This window comes from Qipengyuania pacifica (genome assembly GCF_019857205.1).
Lineage (GTDB): Bacteria > Pseudomonadota > Alphaproteobacteria > Sphingomonadales > Sphingomonadaceae > Qipengyuania > Qipengyuania pacifica.
In genome coordinates, this window is sequence record NZ_JAHWXO010000001.1 from 261,206 (window position 1) to 287,410 (window position 26,205).

25 protein-coding genes, 1 tRNA gene and 1 pseudogene are annotated in these 26,205 nt (G+C 56.1%); 8 read left to right on the plus strand and 19 right to left on the minus strand.

Going from position 1 to position 26,205, the window contains the following annotated elements:
• The first annotated feature begins 206 nt into the window (after nucleotides 1–206).
• A tRNA-Arg gene (locus KYK83_RS01435) sits at nucleotides 207–283 on the plus strand.
• 366 nt (nucleotides 284–649) lie between these two features.
• On the opposite strand, the gene KYK83_RS01440 is transcribed toward KYK83_RS01435, so the two are convergent.
• From KYK83_RS01440 to KYK83_RS01455, 4 genes are all read right to left on the minus strand, one after another.
• A complete protein-coding gene (locus KYK83_RS01440) occupies nucleotides 650–1,672 on the minus strand; it encodes an IS110 family RNA-guided transposase (RefSeq protein WP_222826938.1) in 1,023 nt (340 codons plus the stop codon).
• A 127-nt stretch (nucleotides 1,673–1,799) separates the two neighbouring features.
• The gene (locus KYK83_RS01445; RefSeq protein WP_222826939.1) at nucleotides 1,800–4,187 is read right to left on the minus strand and encodes a TonB-dependent receptor; all 2,388 of its coding nucleotides are present in this window, start codon (nucleotides 4,185–4,187) and stop codon (nucleotides 1,800–1,802) included.
• Nucleotides 4,169–5,113 (minus strand): FecR family protein, encoded by a 945-nt coding sequence (locus KYK83_RS01450; RefSeq protein WP_222826940.1) that lies wholly within the window; start codon nucleotides 5,111–5,113, stop codon nucleotides 4,169–4,171. The genes KYK83_RS01445 and KYK83_RS01450 overlap by 19 nt, the downstream gene beginning before the upstream one ends.
• 20 nt (nucleotides 5,114–5,133) lie before the next feature.
• Nucleotides 5,134–5,658, minus strand: a complete 525-nt coding sequence (locus tag KYK83_RS01455) for an RNA polymerase sigma factor (RefSeq protein WP_222826941.1) — start codon at nucleotides 5,656–5,658, stop codon at nucleotides 5,134–5,136.
• A 105-nt stretch (nucleotides 5,659–5,763) separates the two neighbouring features.
• On the opposite strand from KYK83_RS01455, the gene KYK83_RS01460 reads away from it, so the two are divergent.
• Both KYK83_RS01460 and KYK83_RS01465 read left to right on the plus strand, forming a co-directional pair.
• Nucleotides 5,764–6,303 (plus strand): phosphatase PAP2 family protein, encoded by a 540-nt coding sequence (locus KYK83_RS01460; protein WP_222826942.1) that lies wholly within the window; start codon nucleotides 5,764–5,766, stop codon nucleotides 6,301–6,303.
• A gap of 63 nt (nucleotides 6,304–6,366) precedes the next feature.
• On the plus strand, nucleotides 6,367–7,275 hold the full coding sequence (locus tag KYK83_RS01465) for a nucleotidyltransferase family protein (RefSeq protein WP_222826943.1): 909 nt from the start codon (nucleotides 6,367–6,369) through the stop codon (nucleotides 7,273–7,275).
• Here KYK83_RS01465 and KYK83_RS01470 read toward each other — a convergent pair.
• Entirely contained in the window at nucleotides 7,193–8,512 is a 1,320-nt protein-coding gene (locus KYK83_RS01470) for a lipopolysaccharide biosynthesis protein (RefSeq protein WP_255548747.1), read from the minus strand. The genes KYK83_RS01465 and KYK83_RS01470 overlap by 83 nt on opposite strands.
• A gap of 51 nt (nucleotides 8,513–8,563) precedes the next feature.
• Between KYK83_RS01470 and KYK83_RS01475 the strand changes: the two genes are divergently transcribed.
• Both KYK83_RS01475 and KYK83_RS01480 read left to right on the plus strand, forming a co-directional pair.
• Nucleotides 8,564–10,183, plus strand: coding sequence for a hypothetical protein (locus KYK83_RS01475; protein WP_196847216.1), 1,620 nt, complete (start codon nucleotides 8,564–8,566; stop codon nucleotides 10,181–10,183).
• Nucleotides 10,180–11,367, plus strand: coding sequence for a glycosyltransferase (locus KYK83_RS01480; protein ID WP_248284187.1), 1,188 nt, complete (start codon nucleotides 10,180–10,182; stop codon nucleotides 11,365–11,367). The genes KYK83_RS01475 and KYK83_RS01480 overlap by 4 nt, the downstream gene beginning before the upstream one ends.
• Here the strand turns inward: KYK83_RS01480 and KYK83_RS01485 are convergent.
• From KYK83_RS01485 to KYK83_RS01515, 7 genes and pseudogenes are all read right to left on the minus strand, one after another.
• Complete coding sequence (locus KYK83_RS01485; protein WP_196847214.1) at nucleotides 11,300–11,734, minus strand: GtrA family protein; 435 nt, start codon at nucleotides 11,732–11,734, stop codon at nucleotides 11,300–11,302. The two genes, KYK83_RS01480 and KYK83_RS01485, sit on opposite strands and share 68 nt — an antisense overlap.
• Nucleotides 11,712–12,716 carry a glycosyltransferase family 2 protein gene (locus KYK83_RS01490; protein ID WP_196847213.1) on the minus strand — a complete coding sequence of 335 codons (1,005 nt, stop codon included), beginning with the start codon at nucleotides 12,714–12,716 and terminating at the stop codon, nucleotides 11,712–11,714. The genes KYK83_RS01485 and KYK83_RS01490 overlap by 23 nt, the downstream gene beginning before the upstream one ends.
• Nucleotides 12,706–13,641 carry an endonuclease/exonuclease/phosphatase family protein gene (locus KYK83_RS01495; RefSeq protein ID WP_196847212.1) on the minus strand — a complete coding sequence of 312 codons (936 nt, stop codon included), beginning with the start codon at nucleotides 13,639–13,641 and terminating at the stop codon, nucleotides 12,706–12,708. The genes KYK83_RS01490 and KYK83_RS01495 overlap by 11 nt, the downstream gene beginning before the upstream one ends.
• 485 nt (nucleotides 13,642–14,126) lie before the next feature.
• Complete coding sequence (locus tag KYK83_RS01500) at nucleotides 14,127–14,456, minus strand: helix-turn-helix domain-containing protein (protein WP_248284188.1); 330 nt, start codon at nucleotides 14,454–14,456, stop codon at nucleotides 14,127–14,129.
• Nucleotides 14,457–14,911: 455 nt separating this feature from the next.
• Entirely contained in the window at nucleotides 14,912–15,640 is a 729-nt protein-coding gene (locus KYK83_RS01505; protein WP_248284189.1) for a hypothetical protein, read from the minus strand.
• Between the two features lie 156 nt (nucleotides 15,641–15,796).
• A pseudogene (locus tag KYK83_RS01510) lies at nucleotides 15,797–16,328 on the minus strand (nucleotidyltransferase domain-containing protein); the annotation flags it as partial.
• Between the two features lie 362 nt (nucleotides 16,329–16,690).
• Entirely contained in the window at nucleotides 16,691–18,013 is a 1,323-nt protein-coding gene (locus tag KYK83_RS01515) for a tyrosine-type recombinase/integrase (protein ID WP_222826946.1), read from the minus strand.
• A 283-nt stretch (nucleotides 18,014–18,296) separates the two neighbouring features.
• Here KYK83_RS01515 and KYK83_RS17585 point away from each other — a divergent pair, with 283 nt between their 5' ends.
• Nucleotides 18,297–18,794 (plus strand): DUF1643 domain-containing protein, encoded by a 498-nt coding sequence (locus KYK83_RS17585; RefSeq protein ID WP_222826947.1) that lies wholly within the window; start codon nucleotides 18,297–18,299, stop codon nucleotides 18,792–18,794.
• Here KYK83_RS17585 and KYK83_RS01525 read toward each other — a convergent pair.
• From KYK83_RS01525 to KYK83_RS01550, 6 genes are all read right to left on the minus strand, one after another.
• Nucleotides 18,745–19,578 (minus strand): dCTP deaminase domain-containing protein, encoded by an 834-nt coding sequence (locus KYK83_RS01525; protein ID WP_222826948.1) that lies wholly within the window; start codon nucleotides 19,576–19,578, stop codon nucleotides 18,745–18,747. The two genes, KYK83_RS17585 and KYK83_RS01525, sit on opposite strands and share 50 nt — an antisense overlap.
• A 10-nt stretch (nucleotides 19,579–19,588) precedes the next feature.
• On the minus strand, nucleotides 19,589–20,131 hold the full coding sequence (locus tag KYK83_RS01530) for a hypothetical protein (RefSeq protein WP_222826949.1): 543 nt from the start codon (nucleotides 20,129–20,131) through the stop codon (nucleotides 19,589–19,591).
• A gap of 69 nt (nucleotides 20,132–20,200) precedes the next feature.
• Complete coding sequence (locus tag KYK83_RS01535; RefSeq protein WP_222826950.1) at nucleotides 20,201–20,557, minus strand: hypothetical protein; 357 nt, start codon at nucleotides 20,555–20,557, stop codon at nucleotides 20,201–20,203.
• Nucleotides 20,558–20,852: 295 nt separating this feature from the next.
• Nucleotides 20,853–21,203, minus strand: a complete 351-nt coding sequence (locus KYK83_RS01540) for a hypothetical protein (RefSeq protein ID WP_222826951.1) — start codon at nucleotides 21,201–21,203, stop codon at nucleotides 20,853–20,855.
• A gap of 90 nt (nucleotides 21,204–21,293) precedes the next feature.
• A complete protein-coding gene (locus KYK83_RS01545) occupies nucleotides 21,294–21,485 on the minus strand; it encodes a helix-turn-helix domain-containing protein (RefSeq protein WP_222826952.1) in 192 nt (63 codons plus the stop codon).
• A 492-nt stretch (nucleotides 21,486–21,977) separates the two neighbouring features.
• Nucleotides 21,978–22,997 carry a tyrosine-type recombinase/integrase gene (locus KYK83_RS01550; protein WP_346729399.1) on the minus strand — a complete coding sequence of 340 codons (1,020 nt, stop codon included), beginning with the start codon at nucleotides 22,995–22,997 and terminating at the stop codon, nucleotides 21,978–21,980.
• Nucleotides 22,998–23,591: 594 nt separating this feature from the next.
• Here KYK83_RS01550 and KYK83_RS01555 point away from each other — a divergent pair.
• Together KYK83_RS01555 and KYK83_RS01560 are read left to right on the plus strand one after the other, a co-directional pair.
• The gene (locus KYK83_RS01555; protein WP_213175707.1) at nucleotides 23,592–24,656 is read left to right on the plus strand and encodes a hypothetical protein; all 1,065 of its coding nucleotides are present in this window, start codon (nucleotides 23,592–23,594) and stop codon (nucleotides 24,654–24,656) included.
• Nucleotides 24,657–24,693: 37 nt separating this feature from the next.
• Entirely contained in the window at nucleotides 24,694–25,365 is a 672-nt protein-coding gene (locus tag KYK83_RS01560; RefSeq protein ID WP_222826954.1) for a hypothetical protein, read from the plus strand.
• A gap of 61 nt (nucleotides 25,366–25,426) precedes the next feature.
• On the opposite strand, the gene KYK83_RS01565 is transcribed toward KYK83_RS01560, so the two are convergent.
• Nucleotides 25,427–26,197 (minus strand): DUF6118 family protein, encoded by a 771-nt coding sequence (locus tag KYK83_RS01565; RefSeq protein ID WP_213175708.1) that lies wholly within the window; start codon nucleotides 26,195–26,197, stop codon nucleotides 25,427–25,429.
• Between the last annotated feature and the right edge of the window lie 8 nt (nucleotides 26,198–26,205).

A 26,205-nucleotide genomic window follows, 5' to 3' on the forward strand; every position in this document is an offset into this window, starting at 1 on the left:
ACGCTTTGCTAAGCGCCCCGCTCGCCATAAGGTGAACAAAGCACCCGTAGCTCAGCTGGATAGAGCGCTGCCCTCCGAAGGCAGGTGTCAAGCCCTAAAGAATGACGATTTTTGAAGGGAATGGATTAGATTTCAATAGCTTACCGAAACGCGCTACAACGGCTTCACACAGCCGTTGTTTCCGCGTAAGCATCGCGTAAGCACAGGCACCCGTAGCTCAGCTGGATAGAGTGTCGCCCTCCGAAGGCGAAGGTCACAGGTTCGAATCCTGTCGGGTGCGCCACCCCCAAATTCTGAAATTCCAACTTAAGCTGCAAGAGGGCCGATTGCAGACCGTCTGGTTTCATACGACTAAATTACCGAAGCAGACATTCCGCTCACGACCCATGTGTGGACGGCTCTCCGTTGGCAAGGGTTAGTTTGAACTTAGCGTAGCGTGTTGAGGCGCCCATGTGTCCGGCCTTTGTGTGCGGTTCACATGGACCGCTGGCCTTGATGCCTTTCGCGCGGTTCAGGTCCCTGTCCAATTGCACGCACTTCAAAGTGCTCGGGTCGTTCGGGTTGTCCTGCTCCGGCGGTTTCAACCGGCTTGTTGCGTCAGTTCATTCATGCCCTTTCCAACTCTGGTAGCGCCACCGGGCGCGTGTCTTCAGGCAGCCTGCATCTCGCGATAGCTCTCGCCTCTTGTCATCATTGCCCAGATGATCCGGGCGTTCTTGTTCGCCAGCGCCACCGCGGCCACCTTGGGCTTCTTGCGTTCGAGCAGCTGTCCCAGCCAGGGCCGCTTGGCGCTGCTGCGCTGCGCATGGCGCACGACCGCCATCGCGCCCACCACCAGCAGCTCGCGCAGATAGGTGTTGCCCGCCTTGGTGATCGAGCCAAGCCGCTCCTTGCCGCCGCTCGAGTTCTGACGCGGGGTGAGCCCGATCCACGCCGACAGGCTCCTGCCATTGGAGAACATCGCCGGGTCAGCGACCGAGGCAAGGATCGCGCTGGCGAGCAGAGGTCCGATCCCCGGGATCTTCATCAAGCGGCGACCTGCCTCGCTCTTGCGGGCATCGGCCATGATCCGCCGGTCGTTGTCGAGGATCTGCTCCTTGACCATCTCCAGCTGGCTGGCGAGCACGGCAAGGCTCTCGCGTGCCTGTGCAGGCAGACGGTCATCGTTGGGGTCGGCCACTACAGCGAGAAGGCGATCGAGGCCGATCCGACCGACCGGTGCCGTAATCCCGAACTCGGCGAGGTGCGCGCGCAGGGCATTGGTCAACTGCGTGCGCTGGCGGGTCAGGATCTTCCTCACCCGGTGCAGCATCATCACCGCCTGCTGCTCGGGCGTCTTCACGCCGACAAAGCGCATGGTGGGCCGGGTTACCGCCTCGCAGATCGCCTCGGCATCGGCGGCATCGTTCTTGCCGCGCTTGAGATAGGGCTTCACATACTGGGCCGGCATCAGCTTCACCTCGTGGCCCAGCGCCATCAGCTGTCTGGCCCAGTGATGCGAGGACGAACACGCCTCCATCCCCACCAGACACGGCGGCAGCTTTGTAAACAGCTTCACGAACTGACCCCGCGAGACGCGCCTGCGCAGAACCACCGCGCCGCTCTCGTCTACCCCGTGCATCTGGAAAACCGACTTCGCCAGGTCCACGCCTACTACCGCAACTGTCTCCATCTTCGCTCTCCTTTTCCGACTCACTCGAGGGAATTATCCCCCAAGGGATGGAGAGCCGTCCACGGCAACAGTTGCGGACGTCAGCACCGGCCCGCGACTGCTCGCTTCTCGCTCAACAAAATCGAAGCTAGAATTCTCTCGAAACTGCAATGCTAAATGTTCGAGGCTGAAGCGGTGTGGCTTGTTCCTGCTCCAAGACAGTGAATGGATTTCCGAACGAGAAACGGTTGTTGGATTCATCAAAAAGATTGCGGATTGTGAGGGTCAATCGATTGTGTCCGAGGCGGTAATCAAGCCAAGCACTGACCATCGAGAGGTTGCCCTGATCCAGTTCCAGGTTAGGTTGAGGCGCTAAGACAGATTCGCCCACAAAGGTGTAATCCGCCCCGATCCTTAAGTTTGATTGCTCGCGTTCAAACAGCGATTGTCGTGCGGTCAGTGTAATCCCGAGCTCCGGGATGTTTGGAAACTCGCCCTCTTCGCCAACTGCTCCTTGCTCAATCGCTATCGTATCCGAACGTGAAAGGAAGGCTCTCGTTTCGACCTCGAAGCCGTCCCAAGGTTCTGCGGTCAAGGAGAGGTTGACCGAGTAAATCTCACCATTTCCGACGTTAGTAGTGAAGGGGAATCCATTCTCATCGATGAGGTCTGATTGGATGTTCTCCCAGTCAGCGTATGAGAGCGAAAAGTTGAATTGTGTAATGCTCAGAGCCGGGAACGTGCCACGGATGCCAATTTCATAGAATGTCACTTCATCTGCATCGAAGTTCTCAATGTCAGGGTCGTTGATATCATCCACGACAATGGTCGAGCCTCCTGCGCGAAACCCTTCCTGATAGCGCCCATAGGCATACCAACCGTCGCGCGGGCGATATCCCAATGCGAAAGTCGGAAGGGCCCTAAATTGCCCGCGCCTTGGCTCGATATCCCCCTGCTCACCCAAGTCGAGTTCGGTGACTGTTTCGGTGTGAACCAGCCTGAGTCCAAGAGTAAGATCGAGCCGGTCGAGGGGTTCGAAGTTCACTTCGCCAAAGCCTGCGATTTCTCTTGTTCCGACTTTCAGGACTTCGAACTTGTCAAGATCAGCCTCAGTGCCGATAAACTGGCTGCGCCTGTCAGCGTTTTGAAGAGCCGAAATCCCGGCCAACCATTTGAGACTTCCGGTTGTGCCATTGATGCGGGTCTCATGGTTGAGAAGCTGCACGTTGCGTTGTTCTTCGAACAGTTCCGGCAGGCCCTGAGAGGTCTCGGAATTGAAATCAAAGCGGGCCTCAAGGTCGCTCTCTGTCCAGTTCGTAGCAGAGACGAGGTCCACGCTGTCCCAGCTGCGAGAGATCGTAAGACCCGCGAGAGATACATCGCTGCTAAAGGGCTGAGCCACCGCCGAGCTGCGCACATAGATGCCGATGTCGGGCTGTGAATACTGCCCGTCTTGCGTGTCGAGGTCTTGCTGCAAGACGTCGAGCTGCACATCCCAATCCGAAAAAGCGGTTGTTGCAAAGCTCGCCCGCCAACCCCCGACAGTGCTGCTGTTCACATTTTCTAGATCACGGCCAACATCATCAATATAACCAGGCAAATTCTGGCGGTAGCCGACCACACGAAGCGCGCTGCTGTCGCCGATCGGCAGGTTGAATGACCCGGCGAACGATCCGGCGGTTCCTCCGCCTTCGACCGAAGTCAGCTCTGCGCTGGCAAAGGCAGACAGGTCACTAGGGTCAGGCCCATTTTGCCCGATCCGTAGTGTCCCTCCGATCGAGCCAGCTCCATATAGCGTGCCTTGCGGTCCCTCGAGGAGTTCAATGGCTCGCAAGTCCGTCGATCGAAGGTCCGGATTGGGTGCAGAATAGACTAGGCGGTATTCGTCGAGATAGATTGCGGTTGTCGATTGGCTAGGGCCGTTGAAGCTGCTGTCGGCAAATCCCCTGATGAATATCTTGTTTCTGCCCGGCCCCAGATGCGTCGTCGTGAAGGCAGGAAGGCTAGCGGCAATGTCTTCTATGCCTCCTGACATCCTGGCTGGAGATACATCAGCAAGATCGAGCACCGTCGCAGCGCCAGGGTAGGTCTGAAGTTCCGCATCACTCTTGGAAGCTGTAACAATGATCGGTGGCCCGACCGTCTGTCGTACTTCGGGCGCCGTTCTACGAGGCGTCTGCGTCTGTGTCGCCCGTGACGGAGCGCGACGCGACGCTGACCTTGGACGCTCGACGATCCGAAAGGCATGCCCCGATAGTCTCCGGTAGGTATAGGGAGTACCGTTCAACAACCGGCGAAGCGCAGTCTCCGCTGTCATGCGACCACGGACCCGCCTTGTTCTGATTTGACTCATGCCTGACTGGGCGCCGCCAATCGTCACGCCGGTCTGACGTGCGAGGCTGTTGATCGAAGCGATGAGATTGCCTGCCGGTACATCGATCTGGCGCGGTTCATCGTGGCCGGCGTTGGCAGCGCTCGGCACAAACGCGAGCGCAAAGGCGCTCAGAAAGCCTAGGATTAGCTGGCGAAGACCCATCCATCGGGACTAGTTTGTGCGGTGCAGCCAAGCAAGTCGGCGATCAACGAGATGTCTTCTTCTGGGTCGCCGGAAAGCTGGATTGTGCCCGCAAAGTCTGCTGGCGGGCTACAACTTCCTTTCTCTAGGGATACTCCGACAATCCGTGAGGCATCGAGCAAGACCTGATCGACGCTCGCCCCGGTGTATTCCAGACGCTGCTCAGTCCAACCGCCGATCGTTGCCGGATCAAAACGGGCCACCTCGAGCGAACCCGCCACTATGTCAAAAAGCCCGATCTGCCCGGCTTCAAGGCTGATTGCCTGGTCGGCATGGAGCAGGTCCACTGCGCCTTCCGAAACCGAGATGCGATGCTCGTTAGTGCCCTTGGAAACGTTGAAGACCGTGCCACGATCGACAATTGTTAGATTGCCTACAATAACGCGTATGCCAGACGAGTACTCCGGACCCACAGCGAAAAGCGCCTCACCCTCGATGAGCTCAAACTCGGAAGCACCGCTCGATGCTTGGACAAGCTCCGTATCGCCGTTAAGCGTCACATTCAGCCCGCTCGCAATCTCGAACTCGCGTAGTTCTGCCGATCCTGTTGCGAGGCGAACTGGTTCATCTTTCGATGGGAGAACGCCAGGTATCAGAGCAAGCGAAGCGACCAGCATAAGAGCAACGGAAGCGGCGATCGCCCAAGGCTTCCAGCGAGGCTCGGCAAATTCTTCCTCAACTGTCTCTTCGGGATACTGTTCAAGATAATCGACGAAAGCGCTCTCGTTTTCCGAGACGATGTCATACGCTACGGCATGTTCGGGCGCGCCATCCATCCAGTCCGTGAATGCGGCCCATTCCCCGGCTAAGGCCTCGCCAGCATGGAGTTTGGCGCGCCATTCAGCAGCGCGCTTCATGATTGCATCGGATGGTCGCTGATTTGCCATATCTGTGTCTTTTGACGCCATCACGATGGCAAATCCTCAGTTTGTCTGGTGCGAAGTTCTGCAATGCGCGCGTAAGCTTTCAGCAAGTGCTTCTCCACGCCGCTGACTGAGATCTCCAGCTCGGCTGCAATCTCCTTTTGCGTGTATCCCTCGATTCTCGCTTTCCGAAATACCATCAATGTGCGCTCAGACAGATCTTCCAGTGCAGTCTCAACCTCGCGCAGCTCGACATTTGCATCGATGCTCCGCTCACCGCTTTCGGAATTCTGCTGACTTGTTGTTTCCCCATATGCTTCGTCGCGCTTCTCCCGCCGCTGGCGCATTTTACGCGCATCCAGCACGACATTGTCGGCGACCTTGTATATGTAGGGCAAGGGATCGCGTATGGGCCCGCTCGGCTCTATCCGACCCAGCTTGATCCAGGTGTCGTGAAAGCGATCTTCGACTTCATCGGTCTCGCCCCGCATGCGAACCCTCAGGAAGCGTATGATTGCGTCCTTATTCAGGAGCAGAAGGGCTTGGAGGCTGTTTTCCGGCGCGTTCACGACCGCGCACCTGTGCAAGGCACGCTAATGTGGCTAGAGGCCTGAAAAAATGCACGATCAGCCATCTATCCGAGCTGTAGCGAAACAAACAGGAATGAGCCACTTTTGCCTAAGAAATTCTCGTCGACTGTGGGCAAGTTTGACCGGGCATTGCTTGATGGGCTGAATGGCGCCCGATTGGTCGCAAAGCGCAAGCGCTTCACGGCTGTCCGCGACATCACGGCCCTAGGCGGAGATGCGTTTCTCATTGTCGGCGGACTGCTAGCTTGTGCGCTTCAAGCGACGCTTGCAGGTCCAGTCGCGGCAGCAAAACTGTTCGCTTTTCTTGCTTTAGGACGAGGCGCTGCATGGGCGCTCAAAGCCATTTTCCGGCGCAAAAGACCCTCGGATCCAGTGGCAGGCGTCGAGACCTTCACTTCGAGTTTTCCGAGTATTCACACGTTTAATGCCTCCTGCTTGTTTACCGCCCTTGGCTTTGTTTCCTCTCAAGGAAACGCCGGTGTCGCTCTGGCTTGCGGTGCTGTCCTGGCGGCGCTCGTCGGAAGCACTCGTCTGATTTTTCGAATACACTGGCCAAGCGATGTGCTTGCCGGATACGCGTTAGGCTTGGCTTACTCGGTTGTGGCACTCGAACTCTTGCTCTGAACGACTGAGGCAAAACCTGCCCCGTGTCGTCTCTGCTCCGAAACAACACTTTCGGAGCGCATCTTGGCATCTTGGACAGAGACAAACGCCCCTACTGATTGCGGAGAATGGACAGCAATCGTTCTCGCTGGCGAAAGGCCCGACGGCGATCCCTTAGCAAGGGAGCTTGGCGTCCCCGCCAAGGCACTGATCGAAATTGGCGGCAAGACAATGCTGTCGAGGGTCCTGCAAGCTCTGTTGGACAGTCCGAAGATCAAGCGCGTCTTGGTCCTTGCACAGCAGATCGATCAGATCGCAGTGTCGGAACCATCCGATGTCTTGAATGATCCTCGCGTCGACACGGCGCGCAGCGGCAATGGCATTGCAACAAGCATTGAGGCGGTAATTGGCACACGCCAAGCGCCGTGGCCGGTTCTCGTCACCACCGCAGACAACGCGCTGCTTACCTCTGAGCGCGTAGATGATTTTCTTACCCAGTCAGAAGGGGCCGATGTTGCGGTCGGATTGGGCGAACGTTCGATCGTCGAACAGGATTTCCCAGACACAAAGCGAACTTGGCTCAAGTTCTCTGACGGGCACTTTTCGGGAGCCAATCTCTTCGCACTTACAACCGAGCGCTGTCTTCCAGCCTTGCGGCATTGGCAGGCGGTCGAGCAAGACCGCAAGAAGGGACTGAAGCTGATTGCTAGCTTTGGGCCGATCCTCTTGTTGCGAGTGCTGACACGCACGATTGGCCTAAAGGATGGCTTGGCCAAGTCGGGAAAGAAGATGGGCTTTGATGCCAAAACCGTCGTGCTCGACGCCGAAGCCCCTATCGATGTCGACAAGAATGATGACTTAGAATTGGTTGAGCGAATTCTTGCCCAAAGGCCAACCAAACTGCTTCCTTCTAGTCAGAAGAAACCGGTTCTTGCTTCCGGCGCAACATCGCCAGCGTCGGCACCGCCAGCACGAGTAGCCCAGCGTAGCTAGCGATCAGGAGGGCAAGACCAAGGTCACCGAGACTCATCTGGTCGCCGAGCGTAAGTATGGCCGTCACCGACAAACCCACGATAGTTGCTCGCGCCAGGACCGGAGATAATGCCCGACCGCTTCCCAGCATGAAGGTTTCGCAGATTGCAGCGAGAAACAGGGCGGGAAGCGTCCAAGCAATGACGGACAGAAGAGAACCAGCGCCCAGATACTCTTCACCGGCAAGAATGCTGACAAAGATACCTGCTCCCAAGAAAAGTATAGCGCCCGCCGGGACCGAGACCAATAGAGAGGTTAGCCCTACGTGGCGCATGACTTCCTTGAGCCGCTCACCTTTTGCCGCCTGGAGCTTTGAAATCTCCGGAAAGAGGCTGCGCATCGCCAGTTCAGCGGGAGCAAGAACGGCGTCCAGCAGCGTCTGCGCCAACCGATATGCCCCTGCGGCAGACGGGCCAAGAACGCCACCAATGACCAGCGTCATCAGAGGAAGAGCGCCTTGTTGCAGAGAAGCGTTAAAGTTTGTTCCGAGCAGATATCTCCACAGGACTGAGCCGGATATGGCGGAACGTATGGATCCCGCCTTGCTCCGCAAAAGGTCTTTGCTCTTGGCGACGGCAAGCGCGCAGACCCATAGGAATGCGTCACCTAGGATGTCAGAAAGCACCCAGGCTATCACAACCGCCCAAAGCGGAGCGCCCATAAGATACGCGATGCACACGCCGATCAATCGTACGCCAGGGGTCACCAGGCTTTGCCAAGCCATCAAATCGAACCGATCTGTGAGGCGGAGAATACCTGTCGGTGTCCCCGCCACTTGCAGGGGAACAATGAGACAGTACGCGGCGGCAAGGTGCGCTACGTCTGCCGGTATGCTGACGATCGACGCGAAGCTTAGTACAAAAGCGCCGCCAAGCGCCATCGCTGCCAAGCCCACGACAAAATCGATAGCAGCAAGTTTCAGCCACAGTCTGCGGACTGAACCGAGGTCGTCTCGCTCGTACGGTTCGGCCCCAAAATGGACAAGTGCCTGCCACGATTGGAATTTCGCGATTGCCGCGACGCTCTGGGCGACGCTCCGAAACAGCATCAACAGACCGAAATCTGTCAGGTCGAGAATGCGCGCCGTGACCGCAATGGATGCAAGGTGCAGTACTGCGCCGGCAACTTTACCGGCGCCCATCTTACCGGTGTTACGGAGCACTCTGCGTAAGACATCATCCTTAAGCCAAACGCGCATCAATGATTCCAAAAGTCGAACTACGCTCGGGCACTATGGGAGTGCGCGAGCATGAGCAAGCAAATGGAAATGCGTGAAGCGGTGCGAGGATCTGAGAGTGCACCGGTTCGTACTGACGATTCCTACTTTCCGGCATTGAGTGACAAGGTCGGGTGGCTAGGCTTTCTGGCTGCCGCGCTCCCGCTTCTGGCTATCATCTCGCCCATCAATCACGACGAGACACAGTACATCGCAGCCGCTCAACTGGCGAGCGAAGGCTTGGTCCCGTTCCGTGACTTCCTCCATCTTCAGACGCCCTATCAGATCTATCTCTTCGCGCCGCTTTTCAGCATATTCGGAGGAAGCGGTTTTATCGCTGCGCGCGTGGCGTCGGGAATGCTGGGCGCTGGGATACTTGCGACCACCTTCTTTGCGCTGCGAACAGCGAGGGTTGAAAAATCGCGAGCGGCCATTTGCTGCATTCTGCTGTGGCTGTGCCACACTTTTGTTTTCAGCGTGACAGTCGTTCGCAATGACGCGCTGTCTGCATTCCTGCTCACTATCGCCATCTGGATTGCCGCGAGCCAACTATCGGACAAATCCGAAGGCGAGAGACGTGCGGTCCCCTGGTTTGTTGCGGGTGCCCTGCTCGGCCTCGCTGCAGGCACCAAGATCTCATATCTGGCTCCCGCTCTTGCTTTCGTCGGGTTCCCCTTATGGGCGTTCCTGCTCAAAGCCTTTCCGCCTCGCGAAGCACTTACGCGATCAGCATCAATCGGGTTTGGATTGGTCCTCGCGCTCCTGCCACTTCTCTGGTTTCGCGACATCGCACCGCTTGCGTTCGATTACGGAAACTTCGAATACCACGCTAAGGCACCGCTGGCCTGGTACGCAGCCAATGGGTTGGAGGACCGGCTAACACTGCTGGCGAAGGTACGAGACGTACTGCTCACGCTTGTCAGGGGTCCGGCCCTTGTTGCCCTAGCGATCTATGGCTGGCTGCGGCTGCGCTCGTTCAGAAATCGGAATGTGCAATCGCCATCCTTGATCTTTATCGATGTGCTCGTTTTGGCAGGGCTCGCTGCCACCGTCGCCCCCACTCCGACTTGGCGACAATATGCGATGCCTCTTTTGCCGCCGCTATTCATCGGACTTGGCCTCGTTTGGCAGGACGCTGGCAAGAAGCCGTCTAAGACGCTGCAAATCGCCAAAGCGGCCATGCTGATCGCTGCGATCGTCGGAATTGGGCAGCCCCTTTTTCAAGTTTGGCAGGGAACACTGGGTTCCGAAGTGTCTCCACTGACGATCAGCAAAGAGGGAGCTTATCTCGCTAAGGAGGCTAGAAATGCAGGTCTCGACGGCGAGAGTGTGAGCCTGAGCCCTGAAGTCGTGCTGGCGAGTGGCTTACCGCTAGATCCCACGTTTGCCACAGGCCCGTTTGCTTATCGGACTGGTTCAATGATTGCGCCAGCAGATCGCCGGACAATGAAGGTGACGTCGGTCGAAAGCGTGCGGGCCTATCTTGAGCAAACTCGGCCCGATACCATCGTAACGGGCTACGAGAACTTCGATCATGTCGACGCCCTAGGATTGGAGACCCCGATTGAGGCCTATGCCAAGGCGAACGGCTATCTTCGTGTAGCAAGCCCATTCGGCGAAGCCGTGTTCTGGTTGAGGACCGACCAGGAATGACCCTAAGGGGCAAGATCGGCGCAGTCGTCTACGACTTGCGAGCGAGCGGTGTAGTTCGCAATCTTCTGCGCATCGCTGAGCGTGCCCGCAGCGATGGGTTTGACTTCGAAATCTGGCCTCTGAGAGCCCAGGGCGAATTTGTGATTCAGGCCAAGGACGCCGCAACGGTCAACCCAATCCTGTCTGTGCCAGTCAATGCACAGCGCGATCTGGATTCACTTTTCCATCAAGATGCGTTGGCGGAAGCTCTTGGAAAGCGCGCTCCAGCTCTAGTCTTTTCCGCGGGCAATCAGATGCACTGGCACTTGGCGAAAGCTCTCCAGAAACTCCCGTCCGATGTCCGCCCCCGCGTTGTGGGCAGAGTGAGCAATGCTGTCGTCTCGCTTGGAGAGGCAAACCCGCTCTTTCGGGCTGTCATCAAGCCGCAGGAGAGATTCCAGTATCAGGCGATGAACCATGTCGTGGCGGTTTCGCAGGAACTACGAAATCAATTGGTCGGAGGCCTTGGATTGGAAGCAGAGCGCGTCTCGTGCATTCCCAACGGGATCGACGTGAACCGGTTTTCGGGCGGGCAGGACGGAGCGGCAGCAATTGAACGCCCAGTCATTCTGGGCATTGGCCGACTGTCCAAACAAAAGGATTTCGGCACGTTGATCGATGCCGTGGCAAAGTTGCGCACCTCACAAAGACCAATCCTGCGTATCCTTGGAAGAGGCACCAATGCGTGGAAGGCCAAACTGACAAATCATGCCAAGAGCAAGGGCATTGGAGACCAACTTGAACTGCTTGGTCATGTCGATGATGTGGCCATACATTTGCGCCGCGCGGACCTGTTCGTTTCATCCTCACGCTGGGAAGGCGCCAGCAACGCGGTGCTAGAGGCGCTGGCTTGCGGGACACCAATTGTCGCGACGAAAGCCCCTACCGGAATTGAAGAGGTTTTGCTCCCCCTGGGCCGAGACATTCTGGTGCCAGTAGGCGATCCAGATGCGTTGGCACGGGCTATCGAGACACGCCTTGGCCAACCTCGTGGTTCAGATGGTTTGATCGAACGAGCACGTGACTTCGGTCTGAGCTCGACACTCGATAGGTACAGCCAAATGTTCACAGAGCAACTCAGTTTGGCTGAGCGTCCTTCTCATCGCTCTCCCCGAACACCAGCCGCGCACTTGCAATATAATTGACAACCAGACCAGCGATCGAGCCACATGCGACTGCTAGCGCCGGATGAGACAGCAATCCTGATCCCCATGTAACAAGCGCGACATAGGTCAGATAATTGACCAATCCACCGCTAGTGTTTGCAAATACGTATCGTAACCATTCTATGATGGTGGGAGGCGTCTTTGCGGCAAAAGTGAAACGCCGATTGACGGCCCAGGTGAAGGTCGCGGCGCTCAGATAGGATGCAGCGCGCCCGGAATAGAGTCCAAGGCCGATTGCAAAGGCACTATAGAGCGCGGCAACATCGACGAGAAATCCCGCCGCGCCGACGAGCGCAAAGCGCACAAACCGTCCGAACTGCACCTTAGTCTTGGCCTTCTGGGCCACCCAAAGTCGTGTGCACGCCGGGCACGGCCAAATATCGCATACGCTTTGCCTCCTGTCGGCCCCTTGTCACGGTCTGGAGGATGAGGCCACTGAAGAAGAACAGGAATGCAAGAAGCATCAATGCACTGGATAGGATTGCCGTGGGGAAGCGCGGAACAAGCCCGGTTTGAAGATAGGTTCCGACAATCGGCACAGCCAGTGCAATCGAAACCAGCGAAAAGACCAGTGCAAAGGTAGCAAAGAGCTGCAGCGGGCGCTCTTGCTTCAGCAGGTTGATGATCGTCCCCAGGATCCTGAAGCCGTCATGAAATGTTCGCAGCTTACTTTCGGAACCGGGCGCGCGGTCACTAAATCGGATCGGCATTTCGCAAGCGGGCATTTCAAGCTCCAAGGCATGGATAGTGAGCTCTGTTTCGATCTCGAAGCCGCCAGCCATAACCGGAAACGACTTCACAAACCGGCGCGAGAAAACCCGATACCCGCTCAACATGTCGCGGAACTGATCGCCAAAAATCTTGCGCACCAGCACGCTCAGCATCCAATTGCCGAACTCGTGGCCCGGCCTGTACGTGCCCTCTTTTTCCTGCTGCCGTGCGCCGACGACCATATCCAGACCTTGCGCCTGAAGCGCTTCGACTAGGTGGCCAGCGGCGCTCGCATCATAAGTATCGTCAGCGTCGCACATCAGGTAGATATCAGCCTCGATGTCCGCAAACATCCGGCGGACTACATGACCTTTACCCTGCCGTGGTTCGCGCCGGACAATTGCGCCCGCATCCAATGCGATCTGGACCGTGTCGTCTGAGCTATTGTTGTCATAAACGTAGATTGTGGCCCTTGGCAGCGCTCTGCGGAAATCTTCGATGACTTTTGCGATACCGCCCGCCTCGTTGTAGCATGGAAGCAGGACCGCAATTTCCGGGTCGTTCGCAGGCCAGCTGCGGTCAGGACGGTGCTCTGCCTTTTCGCGCTCAAGAAGCATGTTCTGCCTCCCCATCTTGAGCGCTGACTTGAGGCGTCAGCCGATAGGTGACAACGAACCCTACGTGATCGGACAACTCTTTGCCGGCGTTGGCCGCGCCGAAGGGAATTGAGGTTCTTGTCGCCTCTAGCTTCCATTTCGGTGATGAGAAATAGAACTGATAATCCGCGCCGTGGCTGATGACTTCATCAATGCCGAGCGATCTATGACCTTGTGAAGCCAGAACTCGCAGCCCGTCGTTTTGATCTCCGACATCAAGCGGTGATGCGAAGAGATAGTCCCGCCGCTCTTCCACTGAACCCATGTTGAAGTCACCGGCGAAGACAAAAGGCAGCCGATCATCGCGGTTCTGGATCACGAACGCAGAGGCCACATCCACTTGCCTGCGATAAGCTTCCAGTTGTCGCTCAGGAGGAGCCCCCGAGCTCTTCTTCGCATTCATGTGCGTGTTGCCGATCAAGAGCGCGGGCAAGCCTTCGCCAAGCGAGACTTCTGCCAGGACTACACCCTTTGCGGCCAGACAATCGTATCCTGCGCAAGCGCTTTGGGGAAACGCGCCGCTCGCGACCAACTCGATCGGTCGGTCCGAAAGAATTACGAGACCGCTATCGAGATAGCGACCAGCGCCTTCCCCTAAAAATGCACTTGAGTTGTCGGCGAACTGTTCATCCCAAAGGTCCGATGAAGCAAATTCGGCGTCGTCTTCGCTAGGTCCGCGCACGACATTGCGGTACCCCGAGCGTCTGATAAAATCCTCTGCGGTCTTCCCAAATGCTTCCTGCAAAACCACGATGTCAGGGCGCTCCGTGTCGCCGCAAAGTTGCTCTAGTCCAACAGCGATCTGACGAAGCGGTTCATCACGTTCGATCGCCAAGGGCCAAGGGAGACCCTTCACATTGTAAGTTAGGATCGAAATTTCGTTCATGGGAGCTGCGCTTGTCGCGCAAATCTCAGCGGCAGGTTCATGATCGCGCATACTGCTCAGCGCGAGGAGAGCTGCAGCAAGAATACTAGCCTTTAGTTTCAACGTCGATTGCATCGGTGAGTAGACGACACCCGATGCAGACTTCCTCACCATGCCAGAACGGTCGAAGATCGCCCCTACAAAGCCTCTACGCTCAAAGATGGGGCAAGCTAAAGGCTGCTGCTAATAATCGGGGCGTTGTACATGTTTGCCCTCACCCCCAATTTCAGACACTAGAACCCAAGTGTCAGATGTCTGCTCTCAGACCTAAGACGACTAGATTCGAACTTCCGACTTTGGGGTGCGAAGCGGACGTTCTCCGAGCGGACTTCCAGCGTCCTCTCACTCCCGCTGAGCCAAGGCCGCCACAACGCTGGCGGCCATGAATTCTTCAGCCTCGTGACGACGGCGACGAAAGGGTGAAACCTTCTTGCGCTTCGTGCCCTCTAGGGCCTTTGAAATTGCGGCCAACGCGACGGCATGAACAAGATCGGGATGCATATACGAGATGCGTCCTCTGCTGCGTTTCGCAAAATATTGCGCTTACTTTCGACCAGGCGCTTCAAGCTCTCAGTTAGCACGAGCGTCGAACTCCCCAGCTTGATAAACTCGATCTCGCCATCGCCGATCAGTACGTAAAGGGTGCTGCGTCCAATCCCGAGATAGCGACAGGCTTCTGGAACCCGCATCGCGATCGGCTCGATGTCGATCTGGCGTGTCTGGCTGCCTCGCTGTTCGTTCGCGCCTGATGTCGACATGCCGGTCGGTCCTTTCATCGTCAGGGTGATGACGGACCGACCTGGGGGACATGGAGGGGGAGCAGGTCAGGCCCGCCATCGAGACCAATTATCGGTGAATGTGGCCCAGTCGCGCCAAATGACGTTTCTACGCTGGGGCAGCCGTTCTCACTCCATTGCTCCGATGCCCATAACTGTTTGAGCAGAATGCATCTGCACAGATCCATGCGGACGAGCTCGGAGCAGCTCTTTTCGGTATGTCATGATCGCTTCGTGTGCAATTTGGTCAACCGCCATCGCTATTTAGATTGAAAAGAAACAGAAATTTTCGGAGACCGCCGCAGGTGTATCCCCGTTGCCGTCGCTATTTGCTCAGCAAAACCAACCACCTGCAGCCCGACCGACGGCGCTGCTTTTATCTCGCGCTCGATTCCTTCTTCTTTTTCAGACGCTCACGAACACTGAATTCTTTCGCTAGCAGTGCGGCTTGCAAGCTAGTATTCGCCCACCTCGTTCCAAAACGCGGCCTCTCGCTGTGCCTCCAGCCGTTCCAGCGGTACGTCGACCAAATCGAATTTGAGATTGTACATCGGAAGCTGCCAGTGGTTGTAGAAGAGCCGCGCGTGCTGCTCGGTGGCGACATCCGTGACCAAACCTTCCGAGTCTAAGCGAGCTCCAAGTTGCTTGGAGAGCTCGCGCGCTTCAACCGGGCCTTCGTCTTTTACGAAGTCGACGTTGCCCCAGATATCACTGGTAGCTTGAAGTCCTGCACGGGTCATAACCCCCAGCACCTCAAGCGCTTCGACAATTTGCAAGGCGATGGGGCGTATAGCTATCGTAGAACCGCCCCAGCGATTGGGATCATTCCATTGCGGTATCCCTTCCTCGTGGACCTCGATGTCGGCGTACATTGTGCTCTCACGCAAATAGAGCGACCAATTGGGAACGATGTATTCGCTCATACCTCCGTCGAGAAGGTGGCCTTGTCGCTCGTTGTCGACGTACTCTTGAAGCTGGGCGATGTTTGTTGGCCGCCATGACTGAGCATTGGCATAGATCATACGAGAGAGATGATCGTAGAGCGTCTTTTTAACGATCCGACCGATGCGCTTGCCAACCTCGGGCACCGGGCACCGCACCAAATCGATCAGGATAAGCGCCTTCGCTGACTCTTCCTCAGCCAAGCCCGAGAGCACTGCTGCCTCACGCGGATTGTCCTCCAACGTTTCCGCCGCTCGCCAAAAGCCCTGCGCGCTTTGAAGTATGATTGGAAGGCCTTCGGAAATGAAGTCGAGGCGCGCCGAATGCCTCATGTTGCAGAGGGCGCGTGCCTGACGACCCGCCATCATCGATCAAAAACTCAGCAGCCTTCTTAAAACGATTAGCGCTTGGAAACCACTCGTCGAAGTATTCCTGCGCCATGGTCAGCGCTTGTTCGGGCGTTTTGGGTTTAGGCGTGTGCAACTCGGTGTCGTCGGACTGGTAAAGCGCTACGCCGTCCTGCTTCACGTCCATGAAGAAATAGCGACCGTGCGCCAGCCCATCGTTCACTTCCTGTAGGGTATGGACGATGAAGTTGACCGGGGTTTTGAGCGTCCCGGTTACACCATATTCGCGCATGAGCCGGTCATCGAGCTTGGACCAGTACTTCACTCGATCTGTAAGTCTGCTGTCGTTGACGATCACGAGCAGATCGTAATCCGACTGGTAGCCCTTGGCTGTATGCGGCTCATCGACCCATGTTCCGCGCGCATAGCTGCCGTAGAGAATGACCTTGAGAATGCGACCGGCCTTCTTCCATTCATGCTTGGCAAGCGCGAACGCGTCATCAAACTCTTCGAAGATCAGCTGCACCACGCGCTCTAGTTCGCGCTGCTTTTGCGGGGGCAGATGATCGAGGTCGGTCTTCATCACTCAATCTCTAGCAAGCGCTTGAGATTCTTGCACCTGCCAAGTGGCGAGGCGCGCGGCGACGGCGCACCCTAAAGCGCTGAGGAGCCGCGCGCTGGCGGTTCGCGTTAGCAGCAATCCGACAGGATTGTTTGTTAGGATAGTTAAGGGACTCTCGAGCCCAGCATTTCTGCGGATTTGAGGCCTGATTCGGTTCCCGATAGTCCGAGCTTTCGGTTCCTGATCGTCCGAGTCCAGCGGTTCCCGATAGTCCGAATAGCTCACAGCTTTATCCACAGGGTTAGCCATCCCCATTTCTGGGGAGGGGGCTTGAATCGCGTTTCCAGTAGGAGTGTGCTGGGAGGCTTGCATCGGAACCTGCTTCATGACCCGGCTGCGCGCTCGGCGATGAATTCGCTCATGGCGCTCTTTCGTGCAGTGCGGTCGAGCGCAAAGCTACCTCGCTGGAAGTTCGTGCCATTCAGCAAAGCGCTGACATACCCTGCGATCATGTCCGCAGCGGTGATAAGCGTAGCGTCCAAGACGTGGATGTACCTGCTGGTGATTGATCCTTTTGCGTGCCCCAAAAGTGCGGCAATCGTGATCTCGGTAAATCCGAGATCATTGCCCATGCTGGCGAAGCTGTGACGCAGCACGTGGGCTGTGATCCCCTCCAATGGTGAGCCGCTAAAGAGGGCGTTCCAGTGGTTTGGGAAGCCGCCAAAAGCATTATCTTCGCCAAATCCCGGGAACACAAAGCTACCCGTGGCAGTCTGACGCTGTGCCTCAAGAAACTCGACAACAGGCAGGCCGATGGGCCGTATTGATCTGCCTTCCTTGCTTTCGGAAAGCCGCAGGCAGCTGCCATCCAGGTCCACGTCGCACCATTTCAGATTGATGATCTCGCCCCGTCTGCAACCGGTTAAGGCGATCTGGCGGATGATGTCCGTTGTCGGCCAGAACTTTTCTTGCGTCTGCGCGTCTCGCAGCATGCTTCCTAAAATACCGTACTCGGCTTCGGTCAAACGCCGCTCGCGCACCTTGTATTTTGGCTTCTTGATCCCGTGCGTGGGATTGTGTTCGATGATGCCCAGATCAATGGCGTAGGAGAGTATTCCTCCTATGAGGCCAAGGGTCCGCGTGGCAGTTCCAGGACCGCCCCTCACGATTGATTTGCCCCGCAGTTTCTTGGTTTTGACGATAATCCGCGACCGACCTGCCATAATGTCGCGCATTATCTTGACCATATCGGCTCTGGTCAGATCCTTGACGCGCCGGGTTCCGATGAGCGGAATGATGTGTCTCTTGATCCGACCGATATCGGTATCGATGGTCGATTGCTTCTTCGGTCGCCCTCCCTTGCCAAGAATCAGGCCATCATCGAGGTCCTGAATATAGCGCCTGCAGAGTTCTTTCATCGTCATCGCACGGTGATCTTCGAGGCGCTCCTCTGCCGGATCGTCGCCTCCTGCAACACGCCCCAGCTGAGCCTTCGCTTCTCGGCGGGCCAGTTCCGCTGTCCACACTCCGTGCAATCCAAGCGTAAGCCGTCTGGCGCGTCCCCTCTGTCGATACTGGATTACATAGCTGCGCTTGCCCGACCGGTATACCCGGAGCCCAAAACTGGGTAGCTCTTCATCCCAAATGATGTAGTCTTTCACCTGAGGCTTGGCTGCCTCGACGGTGCGCTTCGTCAGTTTGACCACGGCGATCTCCGTTTCCAGAGCCCCGTTTTGAGTAACTGTGGTGTCATCACTCGGAAGAAAACCGGGGCGTAGATTTGGGTACGCCAGCAAAACCCGAGTTCAATATAAATCTATACAAAACAGTAGTTTAGAGTAGGATTTCGTAGTCTGGCGTACCCGTTCTGTACCGGCTCCGAAGGCAGAGGCCACAGGTTCGAATCCTGTCGGGTGCACCAGCTTTTCAAAGACTTACCTTGGGGTTTCGCGAGCCGTACGGAATGAATACGAAAAACAAGGGTGGGATGTGAGTGCGATCCTGAGTCCCTGCGGTTGCTACCGCTATCGCCTCGAACGCTCGATTTCGCTTTTTGGGAAGACTGCTGCCATTGTTATGGTGAACCCGTCGACAGCAGACGGTGAGACCGACGATCCCACGATCAGGCGGGTGATAGGCTTCGCGCAAAAGTTCGGCTGGGCGCGAGTGATTGTGGGAAACGTATTCGCGTTTAGAGCAACCGAAGTTCGCGCCTTGCGAACTGCCAAAGACCCTTGCGGACCACACAACGCGACGCATCTGAAACAAATCTTTGAAGAGGCCGAACTGGCTGTGTTCGCATGGGGTCCACTTGCGAAGCTGCCCCTCAATCTTCGCGATTCCTGGCGCTTCGTTTGGAGCCTTGCGGCCGAAACTAAGGTCCCGGTTCGGTGCTTGGGCACTGCGTTAGACGGTCACCCCCGTCATCCCTTAATGCTCAAGAAGGCTGCGGAGCTGATGGATTGGTCACCTCCGCCGGCTGGTTAGGGCGTTCGATGCTTTTGGTTTGAACGGGCGTTTCCGCAGCATGCAACTCGGCCGAAGTGCCACCAAGCTCTGATTCATCCGAAAAAATCGGCTGAAGTGCGACGACTGCTACAACCAATGCGATCACTGTCGCAACTCCAACGGCTACTCCTTTGATGATGCGGAATTGCTCAGCAATGGAGTTAATTTGCTCTGAGAGAGCCTGAAGCGAATGATTTTCTCGGGAGACTTCTCCAATCAATGAACTTGGAATGTCGATGTATCCCGGTTTCGTCTTGCGGAAGCGCTCATCGGAAGTGTCACCCGACAAGTCTGCGATCCAGAGCAGAAAAAGAGAGTCTCCCCTCGCGAGCTGAATCGCGGAAGGTCCGGCGTTGAAGACCGAGTAAATCAGCCTCCCGCTGAAACCCGGATCAACGTGAAAGCCAGAGACGTTGATCAATCCACGAAATTTCGTGTGGGATTTGAGGGAAATGAACCCCATCGAATCAGGAGGGATCGAAACAACTTCTTCAGTCAGGAGAAACGCAAATTGTCCTGAGGGAATTTTGACATCGCCGCCCGCTTTGATCTTCTGTTTTCCAGCGACCGTTTCGACCGTGGGGGCAGCAAGCCTCTTCTTTAGATTTTGGCGCAAGTCGTCGCCGTGGCCGGGAGTGATGTAAACTTCTGCGCCCAGCGTCAGGGTGTAAGCAGAACAGTCTATTTTTTCCGGATCGAATGGGGCAACGATCTGATTTTTTGCCCCCTCGGAGAGCAACCGTTGTCCGCTCCAGAATCCCATGTGAGTAGCGTCAAAGCTTTCCGTGGAAGAGCTTCTTCGCTTTGACCGCCGCAAGACGCTCACGCATCTTCTCCACAGGAGACCAGCCATTCGAGAAAAATACTCCGAGAGATGCTGAGATGACCTTCAAGACTTGCTCGGCAAGCGTTGGCCGGAAGGGGAAATCCTCAAGATGGTCGAGGCGCTCGCAGGCCGACGCCATTCGTCCCGCATAGACAGTCATCTGCCTTGCAAATTCATCTCGCTGGTCTGGGGATATGGCATCACCCACTTTCGACAGGTCAATATTAAGAGTGTTCGCGCATGAGATACCAATTATTAGAGCATCAGTTGCGAGGCGCTCAAAATCGGCATCTGTCGGCCCCTCGCTGAGTCGTCCCGCGTACTTCGCGAAGTGAAGCGTCATGTGCCTAAGGCGGTCTTGCACCGGCAACCTGCTGATTTCAGGGTGATACTTCTCATCGTGTTCGAACTGGGCGAACTGGATCGCCGGCCAATCCAAACTCACGGGGCGATTAGATGAAGCCTCCGAGTTTACAAGAGACAGTGCCATTTGCGTTCTTTCGTATGCCAGTAATTCATGTTCGCACGAGGCCGATAATCGCATCTTCCCGGCTGGGAATCAACTTGATTCCCTAAAAAGTCCTACACATTTGCCCAACCATCTCTCCTGCAACTCGGTCCGAAAAACTGCTGCTGCCGCGGCGTCCGAACTGAGTCCGTGCGCGGCGGCATGATTGTTAAAGCGCTGCTTCAGATCGAGACGCGAAGTGCGCGCGGTAACGCGGCGACCCTTTCGAACAGGAGAGTTTATCACGGGTTTTCGAGTCGCACCTAACTTCCCTTCGCTCAGCTCTTTCATCAGCAAGAGTGTGGCTAACGCGGCGGCGTCGATCCCTATCTGGGACGCGTATTCAGCGAACGTTGCGCCTTCCTCTTCGGAAAGCCATCCGCCGATTACTGACTTCGTCTTCTTCATCGAGCGATCACCTTTTCGACAAGTATCATGGCGATGCCAAGCAAACGACACGCAATCAGAAAGGGTAACACGATATCTGCACGGCAAATTTGAGCGATAACCGGATTATCCCACACCCACTCTGGCAATATTTTCTGCGGTTTTCAGCGTCGGGAGGAATGGCCGCCGCTACCGTGGCACAAAATAGGCGTTGTGATTCGCGCGCGCCGCGCCTGTCGCGGCTAGGGCTTCGAGCACTTTGGTTGTGCCCCATTGCAGCTCTAGATGCTGAGCAAGTGGTACGACATCAACTTAATCAGTCGGCATTATTTAGTCGAAAGCACTTTCGGGCCTTACGAAAATAGCGGCGTCCATCATAAATCTCGATGCTGCTGCCTGTTTCGGTTGCAACCAATCTCCAAGCGGGAGGATTGCGTCCAGAAAGGGTTTGGAGCGTGAGAAAGAACACCGTCTCGTCCCGATCCCGTCCCATACGCACCGGGTAGGCCGATACCCCGGATGAAATTATGCAGTGTTCTGCCTCGACAAAATCCGAGCTTGAGAAAAGTACTTCGACGGCCTTTCGGCTTGCAAAAACGTCAGGCAGGCCTGCACCGGATTGCAAGCTCGCCAATACCGCAAAGAATAATCCGATGGTGTTCGTCATGGTCTCAATACCTCCCTGAGGACGCCGTGGTCAGTGAAGCCATACGTCACCCCTCTTCAGTTCGTATGACGCACAGGCGGCTGACCGAGTTCAATTCTCGCCAATCAGATTACGAAGATCGGAGGCACGAATCAGCCTTCGCCCTTTGAGCTTGATCGAAGGAAGATGACCATCTTTCATCAAGCCGTAGATCATCGTCCTACCCAATCCAGTGACGCTTGCTGCCTCTGCCACACTGAAGGTCAATCGACCTTTCGCATCTGCTGTTGCCAGTCTTTCCATAAAGCTTTCTCCTTCGAAGGATGGTGTAGGTCTCCACGGAGGATAGGAAAGCGGTCAATCTCAGCTTACCAAGTAACCTTAGATTCTGAGTAGCCGCCCAACTCGCTTTACAAGAAGGACGTTTTATCCAGCGTTACTTGGTAACAGATATCAAATAACTGATTTTAATACATATTCCTATATATATTATTTTCTTTTTAATGATGATCTAAGCCAAATGAATGATATAATATATATAGGAAAAACAGTTATTTAGCATACGTTACTTTGTAACGTTCGGAAAAACAAAATCCTTAAGAAGCGAGGTGCCGCGGGTTATCGTCCCCACAATCTAACAGGGGTGAGAATGCCGCTAAGATGCTAGGGTGCCCTCAGATTCTTCAGAAATTCTTCAAATGGTTTTTGGGGCTTAGGTTAGTGGAGATTGAATTTTGGCCTTCAGAGAGCTCTAACGCCGTTCTGGCGAGGCATTGCGTTCCACAGTCTCGCAAATCACAACGCCAACCTATCAAGGGCTTCGACTGCTGCATCATTCGCTAGATGTCCATAATGCCTTCCAATCATTTCAGCGCTCGTACCAGAGATCTGCGCGATTGTTAGCAGTGGCAAACCTGCTCTTACTAGGTCCGTTATTGTACTGTGACGAAGAGTATAAGCTGTTGTACCCTTAGGCAAATTAGCCTCTTTCGCTGCAGCAGCGACAGGCAGTTTCCAGCTATTGCGATCCCAATGCTTGCCGTTCGACCGCATAAAAAGCGGGGCAGACGGCAGCTTGTTTTTCCCTTGAGCTGCAAGCAGCTTGGCGGCGGCGGCTGGGAGCTGGATACGACGCGGTTTGCCGTTCTTGTCCTTACCGATCGTAAGTTCGGCAGTCCGCTTGTCAAAATCCCCTACCGCTAGCGCAGCGAGTGCGCCTGGGCGCAATGGGAGCAAGCAAAGCGCACGAAAGAAAGGTTCTGCCTCGGCGCTGCAGTGCTGCAAAAGTACCCGGCGTTGGCTCATATCAAGATAAAGAGTGCGCTGCCCATTGGCATTAGGCGTTGCTCTCAGCGCCTCTTGCCATGCGGCCTCACTGTTCGGCGCGCCGGGGGCTAGCACTTTCGCCAGCGCGGCTCGAAGCACTGCAATATCGCGGTTTACAGTAGACGCAGCACGCGTGCGGGTAACCACGGCGCCTTCCTTGCGTCGGCTCACAAGTGCCGGTTGATTTTCCAAACGCTCCCGCCATTGCCGGATGTGGTGCCGCCGCAGTTTGGCCAACTTCATCTTTGCGATTGGATCATCGTAGACGTAACGGCGAAATCGCTGTGCCGCTTCAGCTCGATTTTCAGCGTAAGCGCGGCATGCCTCTCCGACCGTCTCGACCTTCGAGCGAACCACGCCGCCCCCGTCCACGATTTCAGCTAGTGCCTCAGCTTCTCGCTTAGCTGCCGAGAAGATCTCGTTGCCAGCGAGAGTGCCGAAATCTCCGAGTGACTTAAGACGATATTTTTGAACGTCTTCATCATACACGCGGGCAATCCAAGTACCCTTCCCACCACGTTTTGACGGACGGAAGCCGAGATAGCACCTTGCCCGAAGGCGCTGCCAATAGGGTTCGCGCTTAGCCTTAAGCTTGGATCGCGCACCAACCCTGCTCAGGTCGATCGGCATTTCGTTCCCCCTTTAACATGCGTACGAAAATTGTACGTAAAACATGCGCAGGCAAATTTGAACAACTAAGGACACTAAACCCCGGAATTCTGCTGATTGTCAGTTCGGAAGTGTTCGAGGATGTTCAGAAACCCTGCACTCCGAAGGCAGAGGCCACAGGTTCGAATCCTGTCGGGTGCGCCAGTCAACTGCCTCAGTGCGTTGTTTTCAAACAGAATTTGGCTGACTTGTAAAAAGCGTTCCTACGATTGACCCCACACAATGTGCGGGCTTTTCCGGCACATTCTGGGGCCGTTCGAGACATCTTGGCCCGAACCCGGGATTCAAATTGAGAGACAATGTTCGGTCATAGCGGGAGATCGAGTAGGATTCGCCTCTACCTTCCACCTGAGAAGGTTAGTTGCACGTTGCCGTTCGTGATATTCGCTCTTGATGGCCTCCATAGAGCATCACATGGCGCATCCCGATGTCTCGATCGAGGCGCACATTGGGAAATGCTGCCAAGCGCTGAGCGATGACCTTGCCGAGCGCACGCCGGTCTATCTCGACCTTCGATTTTGGGTAATTGCCCGCGAGGTCCGCAGCGGCATCCGCACCGACCCGCGCGAGAGAAAGCTAGTCCATCATCTAGAGCGACTGGCACACCAAGGTCGCATCTTTTGCCCGATCTCAGCGACGTCATTCTTGGAGCTGATGAAAATCGGTGATGATGCCCGTCGCCAGGCGACTTTGGAGGTCATCGAGGAATTGAGCTTGGGCGTGTCATTGATGCCCGAGCCGGAGCGAACCGAGGATGAGCTTGAGGCTGTCATTCACTGGTCGCTTGCACCGAACGCGACAGCCCTGCCGCGCGTGTGGACGCGCCTCGCCTACACCATGGGCAATTTCCATGTGAGCGACGATCGATTCCCGCCTGAAACGCAGTTGGCCATCCAAAAGGCGTTCTTCGATCATGTCTGGCAGCAGCCGCTCTCCGCCGTCGCTGGAGGCCTTGATCGCACCGAATTCGATATGACCCGCGACATGGCCGCGCTGGCCGACAAGCTCAATGAGGGCAATCGTGTCCATCAGGCGGAAATGACATCGTTCGAATCCGTGCTGTCGGATGAGTTGCGAGGCGTCGCTGAGGTGGCTGAGCCCATTCTTGGGCAGATTATCGCTCGGCTAGGCAATTTCGGACCTGATGTGGAGCGCTCCGAACAGAACAGCCAAATGGCCGTGAATCTCGTGCACGCCATGCTAGGCGGGGAGCATCGGAGCCGACTGCCGACAATCCATGTGCACGCCTGCCTGAATGCCCTCTTTCGTTGGGATTATCGCAGCAAGGCGATGACCGGAAATGATCTATTCGATTTTGGCCATGCGGCTGCGGCGCTGGGCTATTGCGATGCGTTTTTCACCGAGGCCGGAGTTACCCGGTCTATTAGACATCAGGGGCTCAGGCTCGATCAGCTCTATAGATGCGTGGTGACGAACGATGTCGATCAAGTGCTAAACTTTCTTCAATCGTTGAATTGAGGCTAGAGCTGCAATCAGGCGATCAAATCAGGGGCGAGTGACGATGTGCCTTGTGGAATCTTGGACGAATATTGATTGGGCCGCCACCGGGACGATGATGCAAGGTGTGGGAACGCTTGGCGGGGCGGTCGCCGTCTATGCTGCCGCAAGGATGGGCTTGTCAGCTTGGAAGCATCAAAAGCTGGCAGAGCGGAATCGGGATCAAGCCGAGGTCATCCTGCACGCGGCCTACAACGCGAGGCGTGCGCTGGGATACCTTCGATCGCCATGGATGTCTGGAGGGGAGCTAGCGGCAGCAGAAGAAAAATTGAACAGCAGTGAGCCGAAATGGCGAAACAGCATCGTCGAGGAAAAGCAAAAGCGTCTCATCACCGCTCAAGCCTATTACATGCGGGCCAATCAATTGCTCGACGATCGGACGAAGCTAGAGGATTGCCTGCCGATGGCGCGCGCGCTCTTCGGCGAGGACTTGGAAAACGCGATCGAGACGCTGCACCATCAATTCCATATCGTGCGGACATACGCCGACGCCTACGTTGACGATTACAACGGCACCGACCGCGATTTCACGGTCAAGATTCGCCGGGCATTGTTTGCCGCCAACAAGCGCACCGCGGGCGAGGAAAACGAGGTGTCGGATGCGATTGACACGTCAATTGCGACCATAGAGGCGATTTGCCTGCCTTACCTGCGAATGGAAGCGCTATAGCCTATCTGGAGAAGGGATCGAGCAAGATTCGAGACCGGATAGAAACCAATGGATAGGAATTTCATGGGCGTCCTTGCGGCTCGATCTGAAACTCACAACCGACCGAACGCTCAACCTTTCCCGCTTTTTCAATGCAGCGTTCGAAGGCTTCACGGTTTGCGCTGAAGATGCGCTGCGCTGCCGCCAATTCTTCCCACGCTTCCGGGTTCTGTGACCGGATCAACCGTATACCCGCTTCCAAAATGGTCGGTTCGCCAACCGCCTTGCGAGCGATCCTTTCGGGCCATTGCCAGCTTTCGGGCATGGCGCGGGCGATGGTGCCGGGAAGAATCGACCACAGCAGGATGCCGACAACCAACCCCATACTTGCAAAGTGCGAGGCCTGCCGTTTCTGCTCGGCCTCGGCGCGGACACGCCCCACCATCGCACTGAGCTGCCCGGTTGCGCTGTCGAAGTCCCTACGTCCCTGCCGGAGCAGGTCGCTGGTATCGCGCAGCATGTCGTGCGAGGCACGCTTGATCTGAACGGCAATGTCTTCCGGCGTCAGCTCGATGGCGGGTTTGTTGCCGATGGCTGTCAAACTGTCGGAGACCCGCTCTAGCTGATTGGCCATCTTGCTAAACGTTGCCGTGTAGTCCGGGATCACGATGTCGGCTCGCTCCCTGGCCATGTTCTGGACGGTATGGCGTACCATTGCCATTTCGCCTTCGAGACGGGCGAAGGCTTCCGTGGCCGGATCGGTTTCCGTCACCGCCTCCGGTTCTGGTTCCGGGGCTAGCGGTTCCTCGACTTCGAGGTCCAGCTGCACTTCTTCGATATGGTCGTCGTCCATGTCGTTTC